25 protein-coding genes are annotated in these 15686 nt (G+C 40.0%); 1 reads left to right on the top strand and 24 read right to left on the bottom strand.

The features are described from left to right. Positions 1–199 precede the first annotated feature (199 nt). The 23 genes from G587_RS0105280 to G587_RS0105390 all read right to left on the bottom strand — a co-directional run bounded on the left by G587_RS0105280 (position 200) and on the right by G587_RS0105390 (position 14231). Positions 200–676 (bottom strand): pyridoxamine 5'-phosphate oxidase family protein, encoded by a 477-nt coding sequence (locus G587_RS0105280; RefSeq protein WP_026491386.1) that lies wholly within the window; start codon positions 674–676, stop codon positions 200–202. 10 nt (positions 677–686) lie between these two features. Then, positions 687–1007: a DMT family transporter gene (locus G587_RS0105285; RefSeq protein ID WP_026491387.1), complete on the bottom strand. Its 321-nt coding sequence runs from the start codon at positions 1005–1007 to the stop codon at positions 687–689. Positions 1008–1171: 164 nt separating this feature from the next. Continuing rightward, complete coding sequence (locus G587_RS0105290) at positions 1172–2245, bottom strand: alpha/beta fold hydrolase (protein ID WP_026491388.1); 1074 nt, start codon at positions 2243–2245, stop codon at positions 1172–1174. A gap of 173 nt (positions 2246–2418) precedes the next feature. Then, a complete protein-coding gene (gene ltrA / locus G587_RS0105295; RefSeq protein WP_026491389.1) occupies positions 2419–3714 on the bottom strand; it encodes a group II intron reverse transcriptase/maturase in 1296 nt (431 codons plus the stop codon). Continuing rightward, a complete protein-coding gene (locus tag G587_RS26460; protein WP_256379309.1) occupies positions 3665–3787 on the bottom strand; it encodes a hypothetical protein in 123 nt (40 codons plus the stop codon). The genes ltrA and G587_RS26460 overlap by 50 nt, the downstream gene beginning before the upstream one ends. Before the next feature lie 537 nt (positions 3788–4324). Next, the gene (locus G587_RS26115; protein WP_242830037.1) at positions 4325–4834 is read right to left on the bottom strand and encodes a DUF4298 domain-containing protein; all 510 of its coding nucleotides are present in this window, start codon (positions 4832–4834) and stop codon (positions 4325–4327) included. A gap of 23 nt (positions 4835–4857) precedes the next feature. Continuing rightward, entirely contained in the window at positions 4858–5067 is a 210-nt protein-coding gene (locus tag G587_RS0105305; RefSeq protein ID WP_029319550.1) for a hypothetical protein, read from the bottom strand. A 24-nt stretch (positions 5068–5091) separates the two neighbouring features. Continuing rightward, positions 5092–5517, bottom strand: a complete 426-nt coding sequence (locus G587_RS0105310; RefSeq protein WP_026491391.1) for a DUF523 domain-containing protein — start codon at positions 5515–5517, stop codon at positions 5092–5094. 15 nt (positions 5518–5532) lie between these two features. Next, positions 5533–6336: an alpha/beta fold hydrolase gene (locus tag G587_RS0105315; RefSeq protein ID WP_026491392.1), complete on the bottom strand. Its 804-nt coding sequence runs from the start codon at positions 6334–6336 to the stop codon at positions 5533–5535. A 29-nt stretch (positions 6337–6365) separates the two neighbouring features. Further along, entirely contained in the window at positions 6366–6713 is a 348-nt protein-coding gene (locus tag G587_RS0105320) for a hypothetical protein (protein ID WP_026491393.1), read from the bottom strand. A gap of 14 nt (positions 6714–6727) precedes the next feature. After that, positions 6728–7060 carry a DUF3784 domain-containing protein gene (locus tag G587_RS0105325; protein ID WP_026491394.1) on the bottom strand — a complete coding sequence of 111 codons (333 nt, stop codon included), beginning with the start codon at positions 7058–7060 and terminating at the stop codon, positions 6728–6730. A 142-nt stretch (positions 7061–7202) separates the two neighbouring features. Continuing rightward, complete coding sequence (locus tag G587_RS0105330; RefSeq protein ID WP_026491395.1) at positions 7203–7646, bottom strand: hypothetical protein; 444 nt, start codon at positions 7644–7646, stop codon at positions 7203–7205. A gap of 22 nt (positions 7647–7668) precedes the next feature. After that, positions 7669–7872, bottom strand: a complete 204-nt coding sequence (locus tag G587_RS0105335; RefSeq protein WP_026491396.1) for a hypothetical protein — start codon at positions 7870–7872, stop codon at positions 7669–7671. Between the two features lie 9 nt (positions 7873–7881). Next, the gene (locus tag G587_RS0105340) at positions 7882–8091 is read right to left on the bottom strand and encodes a hypothetical protein (RefSeq protein ID WP_026491397.1); all 210 of its coding nucleotides are present in this window, start codon (positions 8089–8091) and stop codon (positions 7882–7884) included. Between the two features lie 18 nt (positions 8092–8109). Continuing rightward, positions 8110–8331 (bottom strand): PF20097 family protein, encoded by a 222-nt coding sequence (locus G587_RS0105345; RefSeq protein WP_026491398.1) that lies wholly within the window; start codon positions 8329–8331, stop codon positions 8110–8112. A 367-nt stretch (positions 8332–8698) separates the two neighbouring features. Next, the gene (locus tag G587_RS0105355; RefSeq protein ID WP_026491399.1) at positions 8699–10186 is read right to left on the bottom strand and encodes a hypothetical protein; all 1488 of its coding nucleotides are present in this window, start codon (positions 10184–10186) and stop codon (positions 8699–8701) included. A 45-nt stretch (positions 10187–10231) separates the two neighbouring features. Next, on the bottom strand, positions 10232–10708 hold the full coding sequence (locus G587_RS0105360) for a hypothetical protein (RefSeq protein ID WP_026491400.1): 477 nt from the start codon (positions 10706–10708) through the stop codon (positions 10232–10234). Further along, positions 10705–11271: an NUDIX hydrolase gene (locus G587_RS0105365; RefSeq protein ID WP_026491401.1), complete on the bottom strand. Its 567-nt coding sequence runs from the start codon at positions 11269–11271 to the stop codon at positions 10705–10707. Before G587_RS0105365 ends, G587_RS0105360 begins: the two co-directional genes overlap by 4 nt. Beyond that, positions 11258–11629: a hypothetical protein gene (locus G587_RS0105370; RefSeq protein WP_026491402.1), complete on the bottom strand. Its 372-nt coding sequence runs from the start codon at positions 11627–11629 to the stop codon at positions 11258–11260. The genes G587_RS0105365 and G587_RS0105370 overlap by 14 nt, the downstream gene beginning before the upstream one ends. 148 nt (positions 11630–11777) lie before the next feature. Continuing rightward, a complete protein-coding gene (locus tag G587_RS24200; RefSeq protein ID WP_081679347.1) occupies positions 11778–12359 on the bottom strand; it encodes a sigma-70 family RNA polymerase sigma factor in 582 nt (193 codons plus the stop codon). Positions 12360–12681: 322 nt separating this feature from the next. Continuing rightward, positions 12682–12900: a hypothetical protein gene (locus tag G587_RS0105380; protein ID WP_196812518.1), complete on the bottom strand. Its 219-nt coding sequence runs from the start codon at positions 12898–12900 to the stop codon at positions 12682–12684. A 123-nt stretch (positions 12901–13023) separates the two neighbouring features. Then, entirely contained in the window at positions 13024–13602 is a 579-nt protein-coding gene (locus G587_RS0105385) for a hypothetical protein (RefSeq protein ID WP_026491404.1), read from the bottom strand. 137 nt (positions 13603–13739) lie between these two features. Continuing rightward, the gene (locus tag G587_RS0105390) at positions 13740–14231 is read right to left on the bottom strand and encodes a hypothetical protein (RefSeq protein WP_026491405.1); all 492 of its coding nucleotides are present in this window, start codon (positions 14229–14231) and stop codon (positions 13740–13742) included. A 340-nt stretch (positions 14232–14571) separates the two neighbouring features. On the opposite strand from G587_RS0105390, the gene G587_RS0105395 reads away from it, so the two are divergent. Next, on the top strand, positions 14572–15321 hold the full coding sequence (locus G587_RS0105395; RefSeq protein ID WP_026491406.1) for a metallophosphoesterase: 750 nt from the start codon (positions 14572–14574) through the stop codon (positions 15319–15321). Positions 15322–15433: 112 nt separating this feature from the next. On the opposite strand, the gene G587_RS25355 is transcribed toward G587_RS0105395, so the two are convergent. Further along, entirely contained in the window at positions 15434–15598 is a 165-nt protein-coding gene (locus G587_RS25355; RefSeq protein WP_155829432.1) for a hypothetical protein, read from the bottom strand. Positions 15599–15686 lie beyond the last annotated feature (88 nt).

Raw genomic sequence — 15686 nt, forward strand, 5'->3', positions numbered from 1 at the left:
CGTTTGGTGTAGCCTTACGTGAAGATATAATCCTGATTAATTATGTTTTTGTTTTCATCCCACTCAAATCGTATTGTTTCCATACATATATTATACATATCATAGCCATACTTATCAACCATTTCAACGTTTAAAAATCGGCAGGGTTTTCCTGCCGATTTTTTCATCATTTGCTACTTTTATATTTCGATATTCCTTCCTATGATTCATTAACCAGCTTACCCGTCATATGCTCAGGAATTAACTCCAAACACTGAACATTACGGAAAGAATTCTTTATCTCCTGCTCCAGATAAGCCTGATCATCGGTAAACTTCCTGGTAAGTTCAGAGCAGATCCGAAGAGCGACCTCCTCATCTTCTACCAAATGAATTCTTCCAAATGTGATCACGCTTGTAATGTTCAGAGCCCAATCGCCTTCCTTGCGGTAGCCTTCATTATAAACACAGTAGCTTGCCTTATCGCAGGCCTTGATTGCATCTATCTTATGCCCTTCCTTTGCTCCGTGGAAATAGATTTTTCCATCCTCTTCGCAATACCAATGATCAATCGGGATTCCATATGGATATCCATCATCTCCTATCAGAGAAAGAACCCCTCTCTTAGTACTCTTTAATATCTCTATGCATTCAGCCTCAGAGATCTGCTGCTTAAATCTTCTCATTTTTCTAAACATTGTAAACACCTCAATCTTTCGCCAAAATCTTAAGTCCCGCTATTCCAACTACAATCAGGATAACACAGATAACCTGCGGAACAGACAATTTCTCATGGAAAAGAAATACTCCAAGTAAGGTCGTTCCCACAATTCCCATGCCGGTCCACATAGCATATGCAGTTCCCAGCGGAAGCTGTTTCAATGCAATAGCCAGAAAAACTGCGCTGGCAATATAGCCTACTCCTGCAATAATCGAAGGCATCAGCACTGAAAACCCATTCGACATTTTCATTGCTACTGCCCATGTAATCTCAAGCGCACCTGCAATCAACAAATAAATCCATCTCATATAAATCCTCCTCCAAAACTAAAAAACGCCATTCCCTTACCTGCTAAGACCTAACGGTAAAGGAATGACGTAAATCCCACTACTCGGTAGCAATGGGCGTCTGTTATATTTGATTGAATTGATGATACGATAATTGCTCTGGGGCGTCAATACTATCTTCCGATTTAACTATTCTTCTGGATTTCTGCAATTTTATGGAGTATCTCAGAAAATTCTTCCGAACGTGATTCAAGCAGACCGTGTGTCGCTTCTTCCATCACGAACATTTCTTTTCGGGGAGCGCTCACCTGCTCAAAATATTCGCAGGCAAGCCAATAGTTTGTCTGATAATCCATATCGCCGTTTATATTGTAGAAGGGTACTTGATAATCGTATCTGCCAAGCAGCGACAGCTTTGACATATCACCTGTAAAAAACACCATATACGGCTCGAATGACTTTTCACCGTTTTTTACATATCCGATAAAATCCTTAATCGTATAGTTCGGGTTGAAAAGTATCGTAGTGTAGATGTTATAATCTGTGCCGTCTTTCATCATGCCGTAGCCGTACCTGTCCATAATCTCGTTTCTTGCCATAAGAGCATCTACTGTGTCTGCACCATTAGGAGACCATTTTGCAAGCAGTTCCTTTCCCTCTTCATCACCTTCACTCCAATTCTGTGCAGCTTCATACAGTCTTTGTTCATTCTCAGTATAGTCGATGAACTGTCCCGTGCCGATAAATGCGTCATAGTATTCGGGATATTCAAGAGCTAAGTTTGCGCCGAACAGTGACCCCCACGAATGTCCCATAAGAGTTATCTTATCCTTATTCATATAGTCAAGCAGATATTCAGTCATTTCCTTGCCGTCCTGCATCATGATATCTGCGGTTATGGTATCCGTCTTTGAAGTGTCATAGCTTTTTCCGCAGTTACGCTGATCCCATGTGACTACCGTATAAACATCGCTCCACTTTCTTGTGAACGCATAGTCAAGATGACTTGTTGCGGAACCCGGTCCGCCGTGCAGATACAATAGAACGGGGTTGTCCTTGTCATGTACGTAGATGTTTATCCACTGCTTCGTTCCGTTGATATCCACAAGCATAGATTCGTTGATACCGCCGTCAGGCGTTCTGCCGTTTACCGCTCTGCCGATAAGCCTTACTACAAACAATATAATAATTATTGTCACAAGAGCAATCAGTATACCTCGAAGTATTTTACCAATGACTTTAGTCGCTTTTTTTAACATGCTACTTTTCCCTTTATTATGATAAATTCGGCTCTGTAAGTATTATTGTTTTCACAAAAATATCTCCGTTGCTATGTTAGGTAAGTAGACTAGGGACTCGCACCCCTAGCCCCTCTCAGATCCGTGCGTGCGGCTTTCCCGCACACGGCTCCCCACAATAACATTCACATATATCAGTAAAGCGCATAGTAAATCTTAGGTTTCGCAAGAGGATATACCTTTAACATATCTGCAAATCCATCCCATGAATAAGTACGGCCACATCCTCTGCGGTTTAAAACCTTATGTAGATACTGTTGAACCCGATGCAGGAACGCACTAAGCTTATAGCTGTTAAAGGTAACACCATAGTATTGATAGTAACCAACAAGCTTTACGTTCAACTCTTTAATAAGATTTCCCGCTGGCTGTTCTTTGTTGTCAAACAGCCACGTTTTGAAGTTCTTTAAAGATTTCTCAAATTTCTTGCGTGAAGTCTTTACCATAGGACATGGATATCCTTTACGGGATTTGCCCATAAAGAATGTAAAGCCCAAGAAGTCAAATGTTTCTGGCTTACCCATCCCTCTTTCTTTGCGGTTCTGTGCTGCATACCTGCCAAACTCAATAAGTCTACTTTTACTCTCTTCCAACTCGAGGTTAAATTTTGCCATACGTTCTTTCAGTGCAGAATAATACTTTTCCGCATCTGATTTGTATTGGAAACCCGCCACAAAATCGTCGGCATAGTTTACAAGGAAGCAGTCTCCCCTTACCTCTTTTCTGACAACAAGCTTGAACCATAGGGTGAGAACATTGTGCATATATACATTTGCCAGGGTTGGACTGATATTGCCTCCCTGTATTGTTCCCTCTTCCGTGTCCTCAAATCTACCATCAACCATAACTCCGGCTTTAAGATACTTTCGTATCAACCGCAGTATATTTGGGTCTTTGATGTGCCATTCAAGAAATCTCATCATCCACTCATGGTCGATGTGGTCGAAGAACCCTTTGACATCTGCATCAACTATATAACTTATCTTGCCACGTGAGAGATGCTGATATACATATCTTAGCGCTTCATGGCACCATCTATTAGGTCTGAAGCCATACATACAGTTCAGAAAGCGTGGTTCATAAATGGCTTCCAACACTTTCTTAAGAGCAAGCTGTACCATCTTGTCTTCAAAAGATGCAATGCCCAGCGGTCTCATCTTGCCGTTACCCTTAGGGATATATACCCTCTTGGTGGGCAAGGGCTTGTATGCCTTATTCTTCAGCCTTCTAACTAGGTCTTTGATGTTGCTGTCTAGTTGCTCGCCATACTCTTCCTTGGTCACTTCATCGATTCCCACTGCCTTCTTTCCGTCAATTTCTTTAAAGCATTGCTTCAAAAGGTCAGCATCAATCATATGATACAGACTCGTAAAGACTGGCTTAGTTGTTTGCACTGATATTTCTGCTATTCTTTCCAATTTCGTTGTCATCATTTCCTCCGTCCCTGAGTACGGATGATGTGTCCTCAGAAAGACCGTTATTATGTAGCTCCCTTCCCTCCATCGGAATTACCCGATTTCATCAGTACTATGAAGCTATCCGACTGCCTGCAATTCATTTGATATCCTTCTAGTTACGTTGGTATATCATACTCTTATACGAGAAACTGCAGGCTCTCCCCAGTTGACGCTTAATCATAATGTTTAACATGAATGGCCCTATGACCCCGCCGTGTCGTATATCGCTCACCAATAACGTGATATCCGATGTTGTCTTCCGGGTCAGCAAAACCGTCGACCGAACGGATACTTTATCTTTTCGAGGCTCAATAGCATTTCATCCCTGCTAACTTGCTGTCTACGCTTCGCATCAGTCGTTACCGACTGCTACGCAAGACTCGCTACTTGCTGGTTGGTTAGACCTTCGCAAAGCAGGATTTTCACCCGCTTGATTAAACACCCTTGGCTGGGCGCACTGCTGAAAGATAAAACTACTTCATCTTCTTTTCAAATCTAAACATTGCTCCTTCAGGAATTTCATTATATTTTTCTATGGTCATTGTCAACACTCTTTCATATTCATTCTTTCAGACATTTACGGCTAATCTTCAAAAAACGTTTTCAGCATTTCCATGACTTCCTTGTTCCGTTCAAGCATGTTGTAAATGCCATCCTCTGACAGCACTCCTCTTTTAAGATCATCAGGGAACAGTCCCTGCTCATCAGACTCAAGGTCTTTTCTCCACTGCTTGCTGCCATAGTAGTCCGATAGCTTTTGGATGTCATCCTGCATATGCTGCAGATCAAAGATACTAGCCTCAAGGGTATTCAAAGTATGATTGGCCTTCTGCAAGATATCTTCCATCTTATACAGAGTTGGAGGAACGTTATCTCTCTTAAGCCGTTTTGAGAAATGATTTTTCTTGTGATCATATCTCTGCGCAGCATTCTCCGGAAAAAGAAGAATTCCTCTGCTCTTTAAAAGTTCAAAAACCCGTGCATGAGCCTCTTCATCAGAATAGCCTTCTTTCATCTGCTCCTTGTAGATTACATACATCAGATTGGTGCATCTTGCTTTGGAGTTCTTCTTCAGATCTTCGAAGTGTTTCATTTTTGGTGGTGTTTTCTTTTTGCTCATTCTGCTCCATTCACTACTTGTTCTCTGATTTTTATAACATCAGTCTCAGAAAGATCTTTTAAATAAATGCAGTATTCATCAGGATATCCACCGACAAATTTCATGTGTTCCATGGAAATTTGAGAAGGTTTGGTAATCCAGAGTACCGGCTCTCCATAATAATCTTCAACATATCTTAATTTTTCACCATTATATGTAATGATCATGTGAAAATCTCCTATTAATATAGATCATCCCTCCAAAAGGTCACTTAAATCCATAGTCTTAATCCCATTCTCAGACAGTAGTTCCGCAAAAACTCCTTTTCCTTCAATGAGTTTGCCTGTAAAGCTGCCATCATATATCTGCTTAACTCCGCAGGATGGACTCCTTGACTGAAGTATTACCAGATCAACTTTTTCATCGATGGCTTTTTGAAGGCACTTCTTGGCACCTGATCTGAATTCTTTGTCTTTGCTTTCACCCTGCTTGTTTGTAACTATACCATCTACTATTTCACAAGGGATCCTTGGTACCGGAAGGCCACCTTCCACTTCAGGACATACAGGGATTACTTCATGCCCCTCAAGAAACGAAGCCACTTTATCACAATAATTGTTGCCACCATTATACTTGCAGTTCTGTCCAAGCAAACAGGCACTGACCATAATCTTCATAAACGGACTCCTGTCTCAGTTTTTTAAATAATCCATAACCCTGCCATTAAAATCCTTGGCCTGTTCATATACTCCATGACTGTAACCTTCATACATATACAGCGTACTGTCATTTATCCTGTCATACATTTCAACTGATGCTTCACCTCCAAGAACAAGATCACTATCTGCCCCTATAATCAAAGTTGGGCAGCTTATCTCTGAAAGTCTGTCATAAACATCATGTTCCATACACGATCTGCATAGAATCTTAAACCTCGAATAGTCCTTTGGCTTCATTCTTGCCAAAAGAGCATTCATTCTAATCCCACGTTCAAGATACTTCCCGGTATATGAACGCTTTGCTGTATCAAGCATTATTCCGGCATAATCATCATTATCTGCCATATTTATCCAGGATTCGAGTGCCTCCTTCATCAGTTCATTTGGCCTTGATGCAGTAACTGCAAGGACAAGCTTTTTTACCTTGTCAGGATGTCTTATAGCAAGCTGCTGGAATATCATACCGCCCTGCGACACTCCGAAAACACTGGCAGTTTTAATGCCAATCATGTCCATGATCTTATCTATATCATCAGCCATATCAGCAGTTGAAAATTCATCCGGAAGGTTATTCCTTCTGCTAAACACATAGACCTTAAACTCCTTGGCAAATCCTGAATACACAAAAGCAAATGGCACTGCGATTCCTCTTGCTGTTTTGAATCCGTCTCCTACCCCTGGGAGCATGATAAGGTTCTTATCACCGGTTCCAAAGCTTATATAATCACAGTCTGTTCCATCAAATTTTATATTTTCATTCTTTGCATTGTAGAACATGGCCTTCTTCCTCGTTTGAATCCATATTATTATGCTTCTTCATGTCTAAATTTACCCGGGCTACTATGCTCGACTATTTTGTCTTTTACTATTTTCCACAACTCTAGCTGGATGTGGGATAATTGTTCGTTTAATGCTTTTCTTTGTTCCGGATCCTCACTATTTATGAAAAAATCAGTAAGTCCTCCCCTTCCAGGATATAGCCTTTCATACAAAGTCAGAATACAGTCCTCTTTATCCTCATCCGAATAATCAGCTTCAAGAACAGCTATTCCATCCACCAGACTACTGTAATGAAAGACGATGGATTGATCTCCATATTTTTTCAGATATGCCTCAAGTTCTTTATATAGTGCTAAAGCGTAATTTATATCCATTATTCCAACCTTCCTTATGAACTATGCCTCTTACCTTCGCGTTTATGTCTTTCAAATAGCAGTAAAATAAACATTACTAACCAGATTGCCCATGCAATTCCTGTTCCGATTCCAGCAAACTTATAATCAATAGCACTTCCTACAATAAAAGGAACTGCCATAAACATTATTCTTTTACCATAATCTTTACACATACCTGCTTCATCATATTTCTCACGTTCTTTATCGGACTTCATGTTATATCCTGAAAGATAGTTCGCTGCTTTGCCATTCGATTTATAAAAATAGAAACCCATGAACAGAAATAGCAAAACCATCATCGCATCAATACAAAGAAAAATTCTCATACCATTCCTTCCGCCTCTATCCTTAATTTATAAAAATCCCGAAGCAATTACGGTTACTCATACAGAAGCTGTCTCGCTCTACGCTTATTACCGTCTTTTTGTCAAAAATGTTTTCTCCCTTTAGTGCCCTAAGTTTTCATGGTCAAGGAGCAACTGAAGTATCATCTATCCGATATATCATATCGCCTCTATTCCATATGCTCATAATCCCAAAAACCGGATCATTTTCTCCTTGCCATATCCAGCCCTGGTATGTTGTATCATAACCACAATAGCCCTCTGTAACAATCTCAAACTCTGCACCAGGATATAGCTTTTTAAACTCCTCTAACGACATAGCTTTTCCTGAAAATGACTTCTCGCCATCATACCCATATGGAGTGTTAAACACAAGAATACTACACTCTTCCATATCAGTCTTAGTAAAATCGATTACTCCGGAAAACCATTTTTCTTCGTCGTCTGTATATTGAAATACCCGATCTACCCTAAAAGATAATGTGTCTTTGACAGTCTCAATCTGTATTATCCTGCTATCATGTAAACTAAATGGGATATTGCTTTTTCTATTCCTTATATAGTCCATTTTCTCATTCCCTCGACAGCTACTATCTCATCAAACTACTGCTTCTCCCATCGATTGCAATTACGGATAATCCTGACAGTTCCTCATAAATAACGCCATTTATGCAGTCACCCTGTTCGTTTAACAGACGTATCCAGTTATCAACGATTATGCCTTCGGGTTCGCACTGTGTAATCTTTCTTTCCGAGCTGCTTATTAAGCCCTGTACCTCATTCAATATACCCATTTTCTGCAGTTAGTTATCCTTCTTCAGTAATTTCATAAGATTCTCAGGCTTATCAATGCAGCCGGTGTTACCATTAAAGCTTCCAAAAGTAGAAACTCTGAATGGTGCAAGTTTCATGCCCAAAACAATTCCTGCAAGGACCAGACATACCCCCGTAAGTGTCACTTCTGTTTTGCTGCAATCACCGCGCTGGATTTTTGATATATGTTCTTTTATCATTTCAATCAATCCTCCCTTTTAATGGATATCAGTGTCTATTATAAGCTTCTTACAACTTTTGCAGAAGTAGGAATCCATAGTCAGGTGTGTCAGTTTGAATTTTGCAGCAGACAGTCGTCCAATGCCGGCAATCATTTCTATAGCCCCGGGACCTTTGTCTCCCTCTTTCCATGCAAGGCTGTGTACGCTGCCTGCAAGAACACCTTTTTTCATTTCTTTACCGCAATAAGGACAGATCATTGTTCAGATGCCTCATCTTTTTTAGAATCTTCCTTCTTTTTAAGATATAAGGAAAGTAAAAAGCAGCCGTTTGTAACTGTTACCAAAAGAAGCAAAATGCTGGGTGTCATATAGAATCTCCTCCTGTTCTCCTGTGACCTAGATAATTTGTTGATGAAATAATCTTAATATGATACGGCATGTGAATATATATTCGGCTCTGCAAATAAGCGATATCTATTTTCCCAATCAATATTTTCCTGCCCCATAAGAACAAAAGTCGTGCCAAAAACGCAACCCTTTCTGCAAATGTCATATGACTTCTGCAATAAGGACTACGAAATAGACACGACTTATTACTAATTCTATTGGATTATTTAAAAGTAAATCAAAATTCTAACAGATGATGCTTTGTTAAATAATCAGACATTTTCAACCATTCTATTCCAACCTGTCTTGCATCCCATTCGTCAAAAAGTGTTCTCCACTCATCATCTGATATTTCACTCTCTGGACGCCTTGCTGCTTCATCTATATCAGAATAGGGTCCAATAATATGGACAGGCCTTTCCCAGTATCCCAGGAACTCCTCTTCTATAAAGCCCTGACTGCCCCAATCTGTATCTTCATCAACCTGCAACTTCTTACTGTCAAACCGAAGTCTAGATGTCCCACTATAAGCAGCTCCGCTACTTCCTGTTTCATATATATATCCATCTGATCCAAGCCAGTGAGTATCCCTGCTTCCACCTTCACAAATCTTTACTGTTCTTCCATCCACCAGGGCATAAGCCCTTTCAAAAACATTATCCGGTATCCATTCATCGTACTTTAAAATGCCAAATATAAGCTCAAAGGTTCCATCGCAATCCAGATCGACATAAGTATAACCAACATTATCGAGGTTAAAGCCAAAATCCATTTCATAATATGAGCCTGTTTTGACAACGCTGTTTTCTTCATTATTCTTTAACACAAGACTATTTGCAGTATACTTCTCTTTTGATCTATAGCTCTGGTTCTGCCATTTCATCACTTCATTATAAGAGTCAATGAAATTGGAAAACGCACCTGCATACAACTCATCATATTTTTCAATGATGGAGGCATCTGACAGCCTGTATGTATAGACACCGTCTTTTTCTTCAAGGTACGTGCGATCATATCCCTCTTCCTGTGATTTGCCTACTCCCGCAGTACTATCCTCAGCAGAAGCCTCATCAGAACTGTTGTCTAAACCATTCTGTTTAAACCCATCAGCTTTTTCATAAACATCGTAAATTGTGCCATCATCAGGCATTGAATCATTTATATACTCGCTTAGATCCTTAGCATATTCAAATGCATCTCCCTTATCCTCGAATATTCTCACCTCTGTACGGGGTAACATTCCTTGCGGTCCGGCACCTGTAACGTATAGTTCTCCAACAATTACCTCATCCTTCTGATCTTCGTTTATGTCCTTGAATGCAACAAAAGAAATGTCCTCAAAAAGCCCCCACTCTCTGTTGTCGTTTTCGTAAACAGAAGGCATTTTGTAAATCACCTTCTCACCATCCATGAGGTAAAACGTAGCATCTGCCAGAGGATTCTTATCTTTATCAGGCAGACAGGATACAAATCTTACGTCACCCCATCCTTTTAGTCTGATATCAAATGACTGTTCCTCTATGATTTTGGATGAATCTAATCCTAACGAACTACCCTCATCCTCGACCTGTTCTTCAATGCTTACATTATTGTTATTTTCATCCTGAACCACTTCATCAGTGCTTGCCGCGCTACCATTCTCATTGTCTATAACAGTTTCATTTCTATTACCGCATCCAGCCACAAGACATAATGCAAGCGCAACTAATACAACTCGTCTTTTCATGTTTCCCTCATTACTCACTGTTCAAAACATGCTATAGCCTACAGTTTATTCACATCTACTAAGAGAAGCGCCTCCACTGTACTTCTCTGAAAACTCATCCTCGTTCCATGTCTCGTAGTATTCCAGGATGTCCGCATCTTCTTCAGAAGACTGATACGTGTACTGTACCCCGTTATCAGACTCTGCCTGGATCTTGTATCCTCCGGTCTCCAGTTCCTCGAATAGCGAAATACTATCAAAATGATCCGGAACAAAATCATTATTTTCCATATGACCATAAATTATCTCTGCATCGCCAAACTGCACATAGTATTCAGGCTGCATCTCTCCATCAGCCTCATAGCCTATGGATGCTGTCTGCCAGGTTCCTGATACCACAGGATCACTAACTTTTGATGCCAGGAAAATAGATGTTGGCCCGTCAGCTCCACCGCTTATAGCTGCATCTTCTCTTTTCGCATCACATCCTACTGTTCCTATTACCATTATCAGTGCAAGTGCTGTCACTACTATTTTCTTCATCTTAGTCTCTCTTCTTTTCCCTTAAGATACTTCATTACCGTCTCAAGTCCTTCCATCGGAACACAAAACGTGCCATCCCTGTGTACACATCCTTTGTGAACTTCATCAATATCAAACCACGTGACTTCTTCCACTTCCTCTGTCTGAAGCTTCAGCTTAGATATATCCACCGGCTTTTCATACACGTAAACAAAGGCAACTTCATTGTCCTTGAACATTTTTCCATGGAATTCCATCTCGTACTTTATATGGAACTTCCCTGCAAAAGTAAGATCGCCTGCTACTGTCTTTATTCCAAGTTCCTCGAACAGTTCTCTCTGCGCAGACTCAAGAGGTTCATCTCCCGCCTGGATATGTCCTGCTGATGATGTATCATACATCCCGGGAAAAGACTCTTTTTCAGCACTCCTCTTCTGAAGAAGTACCTGATATTTATCCCCTTCTTTTCTCACAATCCAGATGTGCGCTGTCCTGTGGGGAATGCCATTGTCATGAGCATCACTTCTGCTTACAGTCCCTCCGGTCGGAAAGCCGTTCTCGTCAGTTATATCAAATATCTCCATTTTTCACTGCCTCTTTTCTGTTCCTGATGGCAAAAACAGCTGTACCAACTCCTGCCAGCACAAGCACAAATATTCCATAGACCATCGCAATGAAAGCACCGACAATAGGCGTTTCAAAATCAGAACTAATAAAATAGTAGTAATAATATGTACTAAGTATCATTCCAGCAACGCATGATATCAGCAATAACAACGATGACAGAAGATACTCCTTCATGCTTTTAGCAATAAAAATGTTCATAATGCCAAGTGCTGCAACAATGATCAGCCATATAGGATTAATATCAGCCATTCCGAGCATATCCCTGATCAAAAACATTACAAGGGGAATTAGATTTAACCACTTCAAGAACTTCACTTTTTTCCTCCGCTAACAATTATTCTTTAACAAAATATATCTCTACCATTTTACACCATCGTTATCATTACCAAAACTTACTTTTACCCATTTTAGGGCATGCACGCCCCAACCACTTGGAACATGCACACCCAGGGGGAATAGCATATTAAAGCTTGAGATACTTCTTAAGATTTTTCATGGCCGCATCGAGCGAACCGGAAATCATCTGCTGCGATACCCCTTCTGCCCTGGCTATCTCTCTTTCAGATAATCCATGATAAAAATACAATATGCATCTGCGCTTCTGTGCCGGAGGCAGCTTGTCCAATGCATCCTTGAATCTTTCATATTCCATTTTCTCCATCACTGTATCTTCAGGCTCTTCTGTGGAAAACACTGAATTCATGTACTCTGTCATTCCCTCTTCGTATCCCGTATAAACATGATGCCTCATCCTGCGCATTTCATGCTTCTTCTCATTGCGGTCATATTCGCGAAAAGCTTCTCCCTGCTCAGAATTCATGACAACATAGGGCATATACTGTGACAGCTCTTCACCATATTTTTCAATAAGAGTCTCCATATCCAGGTCTGTGACAACAGCCCATTTAACTCCTCCAGTCATTCCAGGATACTCGTATCCAAGGTTGATCACTTCATATTCTTCAATATTCTCTTTATTATTCACTTTCCGTTTCCTCCGATTTTTGAAAAATTCATTAGTTTCAAAAACCGGGAGGTCACGGATACCTGCCTATCGAGGTCTCCCAAACAAAAACGTTCAAATCTGAACACAACTCGGATAAAACAGAGGAATTTCATCGTTTTGTGTTCAAATCTGAACGCGCATTTTTAGACATAATAAAAAGACGGTGCAAAACAGAATACCCATAACAATGGATATTTCCTCTGTTTTGCTCCGCCTTCCAACGATACTCAGCCGCTCATAGCCGCCAGCTAAAACTCAAAGTACTGCGCATATCCCTTCCAGTCCCATGCCGAATCCGATACCATTAGCAGTTTCCTTTGAACTATATTTATAATTCCATAAACACATATATATGAATCAATTATGCCCTTCCTCTGGCACGCCTGTCTGTATGCATATCAAGCCATCCAGAGCGGTCATATTTTATCACGTATTTCCTCAGACATTTAGGACATTGGCAGTCATCATTAACCTTTTCTCTGTCCTTTGGTGTTCCCAAGACGTGCTTTCCACATAAGGGGCAGTAAAAGTCTCTTTTCTTTTCTCTTTGATTAAACCTTTCCATCTCTTTTCTCCTCATTTATGGTGATTTGACTCGCTCCCCCTCTCTCATGAGCCTTCATTATACTAGCACACTTCAGCACGTTGCAGTGACAGATTATTTACAGCAAAAAGAATGCCTGCATCTCTGCAGACACGCTTATTAACTGGCTTTATCCAACTTTTCAATTACAGCATCAGCAGGACTGACCTTCCCTGCAATTATATCTTCAGATTCTCTTCTCTGCGCATAAGCCCATATATAAAACGCAAACAGTTTTATTGCCTCTCTTCTTGTATTTCTGACTCCGGATTCACTCATTGAATGTTTTACAGCCATTTTTTCAACTGACATTATCTTATCATTGAGATAGCTTTCTTCGAGTATTTCCCTATAGAGCGATCCCACATCATGAAAATCCGCTACCATCCCTAGTACCATATCAATTTTCTCAACAATCCAGGATGTATTGAGAACTCTTGTAACGAATAAAGACTGTTTCTTCTTTGCCTCTTCACCTTCATCCTGCATTATTAGAAGATATTCTCTTCTCATTTCCTGCTTTTGCTTCACCACCTGTTCAGATGTAAGTGGCACGGTAATCGGCGGATTATCTGAATGAAGTATCTCGCAATACTTCTCCAGTAACTGCTTCGTTATCTTTGATACAAAACGTTTTTCCAAATGCACCATCTCCAGATACTCATTGATTCTTGCTTCATGTTTTGAGATCCCACTCATACCATTTCCTCCTTGAATAATCCCTCTATCACAATATCCCCACATAAGAAATCTCAATTCTTTCCACAAAAAAATCATGGACCCAAAAAACATACAAGAGGGTTGGTCCCCCTTGTGTGTTTTACAGGATCCATGATTTATAATTCGGAGTCTTCATCATCAGTCGTATCCGAATCCTCAACTAATTCCTTCATCAGATAACTCATTATTCTGCGTTTGTCTTTTTCATTTTTCAAATTTCTGAATGATAATAAGAATTCCTGGCATTTTATAGAGCTTGCCATAAAGTCATCATCATTAGACAACTCCAGTTTTTTAGGAAACCTCTCATCTCCAGTAATAAGCCAAAGAATGTTAATGTCATCTACATAAATCAACCTGCTAAGCTTCTCCGCCGTCAGAGCCCGCCCTTCATTTTTCATTTTAGAAAAATTCTTAGGATCCGTCTCCAGAGATTCAGCAAAAAGCACTCCTGAATATCCCTCATTTTCAATCAGGTATTCAAAATTTTCTTTCAGCTTTTCACGCCAAAAATGATCTGTATCCGTGCTCCCTTTGCTATAAATATCATGCCAGATTTTGAGCTTTTTCTTTATTCTCTTTTTTAAGCCATCACCATTTTTTCTCATAAGCATATCTCCACCGAATAATGTATAGGATTTCATATGAAATAAGAACTCACTAAACGGCGACTAATATCGCCGTATTGGCGATATTTATTTCAACATGCCTATTTATTTATAGTTTCACAATATAGTATACTTTTATATTCTTACTAAACCATATATTGTAGATCAGTTTCCAATCTTCTATCAAAGAAGCATTATTTTCCCCTTCCATTCCAATATTTCAGAATCGCTGTAATGGCGATTTATAGTTCGTTTTTTACGATTAAATACTTTACAAGCTTTACAACATTTTTCATGATGCTATCGTTATAATAAAAAAAGAAAACTAGGAGATAACCATATGGCAACATACGCTGTTTCAGACCTTCACGGACAATATGATATTTTTGAAAAGCTTCTTGAAACCATCCATTTTTCAGACGATGACTTCATGTATGTTCTTGGCGACGCCATCGACAGAGGACCTGATGGAATTAAGCTCCTTCAGATGATCAAGGATGCTCCCAACATAGATCTTCTCCTGGGAAATCATGAATTTATGATGTTAAACGCAGTGGCTCCTGATGGATCTGTGGATGATACCCCGGGAAAAGATGCCTATCTGTGGTTATACTCAAATGGTGGAGAAGTTACTTTTGAACATTATAAAGAATTGTCCCCGGATGAGAGAAAAGCCCTATTGGCATGGCTTAATTCCAGAGTTCTCACCACTCTTGCTTTTATAGGTGATAAGACTTTCTGCCTCACCCATTCATATTTCAAGATAGCGCTTATAGATACTGAATATAAAGACTGCGATTACCTCGTAGTTTGGAACATAGTATGGAAAACTCCTTTCAGAGCAGACATATTTGTTCCAACAGATGATTATATTGAAAACGACTGGGAATTCATCATCGGACACGTCCCTGTCCAGAGAGTAGCAGGACTTGATGGAAAATTCGAAGCATTCCATGAACAGAACATTACGCTCATAGATGGCGGCTGTTCCTTCCGGGAAAGGGCAGCCCTTGATGATAACGAATATGGTGTCATCTGCATCAGGCTCGATGACATGAGAGAAACTATTCTGACCTTTGCGTCTTTATAGCTTTTCATAGAGCTCAAAGATATGCCGTTAAAAAGGTGGACAGTCACTTCAGCGATGTCCACCTTTTCATGTATTTATTATTTCAGCTTCATGCCATCTTTATCGACATTTATCAGATAGTAAATGTTGCTCCAAAAGCTATAACAGGAGTCTTACCACATCGGCTCATGCATGAAAGTCTCTCTGAAAATTCAGCGAACAGCTTCTGAACTGCTGCATCTCTCTGTGCCTTTTTAACTTCTGCTTTTCTTGTATCCTGAACGTCGTTAAATCTCATGGTATATTCCTCCTATCAACTTTATGGTTGCTTGGCTGTCTGTGTTTTCCTTATGTTTGTATTATGCTTCATAACCGGTTTTAAAAAC

This window comes from Butyrivibrio sp. XPD2002 (assembly GCF_000423945.1).
GTDB lineage: Bacteria > Bacillota > Clostridia > Lachnospirales > Lachnospiraceae > Butyrivibrio.

Excerpts from the sequence above, each read along its gene's own strand:
- G587_RS0105280 (WP_026491386.1), bottom strand. The coding sequence starts at position 676 with ATGTTTAGAAAAATGAGAAGATTTAAGCAGCAGATCTCTGAGGCTGAA.
- G587_RS0105285 (WP_026491387.1), bottom strand. The coding sequence starts at position 1,007 with ATGAGATGGATTTATTTGTTGATTGCAGGTGCGCTTGAGATTACATGG.
- G587_RS0105290 (WP_026491388.1), bottom strand. The coding sequence starts at position 2,245 with ATGTTAAAAAAAGCGACTAAAGTCATTGGTAAAATACTTCGAGGTATA.
- ltrA (WP_026491389.1), bottom strand. The coding sequence starts at position 3,714 with ATGACAACGAAATTGGAAAGAATAGCAGAAATATCAGTGCAAACAACT.
- G587_RS26460 (WP_256379309.1), bottom strand. The coding sequence starts at position 3,787 with ATGGAGGGAAGGGAGCTACATAATAACGGTCTTTCTGAGGACACATCA.
- G587_RS26115 (WP_242830037.1), bottom strand. The coding sequence starts at position 4,834 with ATGAAACACTTCGAAGATCTGAAGAAGAACTCCAAAGCAAGATGCACC.
- G587_RS0105305 (WP_029319550.1), bottom strand. The coding sequence starts at position 5,067 with ATGATCATTACATATAATGGTGAAAAATTAAGATATGTTGAAGATTAT.
- G587_RS0105310 (WP_026491391.1), bottom strand. The coding sequence starts at position 5,517 with ATGAAGATTATGGTCAGTGCCTGTTTGCTTGGACAGAACTGCAAGTAT.
- G587_RS0105315 (WP_026491392.1), bottom strand. The coding sequence starts at position 6,336 with ATGTTCTACAATGCAAAGAATGAAAATATAAAATTTGATGGAACAGAC.
- G587_RS0105320 (WP_026491393.1), bottom strand. The coding sequence starts at position 6,713 with ATGGATATAAATTACGCTTTAGCACTATATAAAGAACTTGAGGCATAT.
- G587_RS0105325 (WP_026491394.1), bottom strand. The coding sequence starts at position 7,060 with ATGAGAATTTTTCTTTGTATTGATGCGATGATGGTTTTGCTATTTCTG.
- G587_RS0105330 (WP_026491395.1), bottom strand. The coding sequence starts at position 7,646 with ATGGACTATATAAGGAATAGAAAAAGCAATATCCCATTTAGTTTACAT.
- G587_RS0105335 (WP_026491396.1), bottom strand. The coding sequence starts at position 7,872 with ATGGGTATATTGAATGAGGTACAGGGCTTAATAAGCAGCTCGGAAAGA.
- G587_RS0105340 (WP_026491397.1), bottom strand. The coding sequence starts at position 8,091 with ATGATAAAAGAACATATATCAAAAATCCAGCGCGGTGATTGCAGCAAA.
- G587_RS0105345 (WP_026491398.1), bottom strand. The coding sequence starts at position 8,331 with ATGATCTGTCCTTATTGCGGTAAAGAAATGAAAAAAGGTGTTCTTGCA.
- G587_RS0105355 (WP_026491399.1), bottom strand. The coding sequence starts at position 10,186 with ATGAAAAGACGAGTTGTATTAGTTGCGCTTGCATTATGTCTTGTGGCT.
- G587_RS0105360 (WP_026491400.1), bottom strand. The coding sequence starts at position 10,708 with ATGAAGAAAATAGTAGTGACAGCACTTGCACTGATAATGGTAATAGGA.
- G587_RS0105365 (WP_026491401.1), bottom strand. The coding sequence starts at position 11,271 with ATGGAGATATTTGATATAACTGACGAGAACGGCTTTCCGACCGGAGGG.
- G587_RS0105380 (WP_196812518.1), bottom strand. The coding sequence starts at position 12,900 with ATGAGGAGAAAAGAGATGGAAAGGTTTAATCAAAGAGAAAAGAAAAGA.
- G587_RS0105385 (WP_026491404.1), bottom strand. The coding sequence starts at position 13,602 with ATGAGTGGGATCTCAAAACATGAAGCAAGAATCAATGAGTATCTGGAG.
- G587_RS0105390 (WP_026491405.1), bottom strand. The coding sequence starts at position 14,231 with ATGAGAAAAAATGGTGATGGCTTAAAAAAGAGAATAAAGAAAAAGCTC.
- G587_RS0105395 (WP_026491406.1), top strand. The coding sequence starts at position 14,572 with ATGGCAACATACGCTGTTTCAGACCTTCACGGACAATATGATATTTTT.
- G587_RS25355 (WP_155829432.1), bottom strand. The coding sequence starts at position 15,598 with ATGAGATTTAACGACGTTCAGGATACAAGAAAAGCAGAAGTTAAAAAG.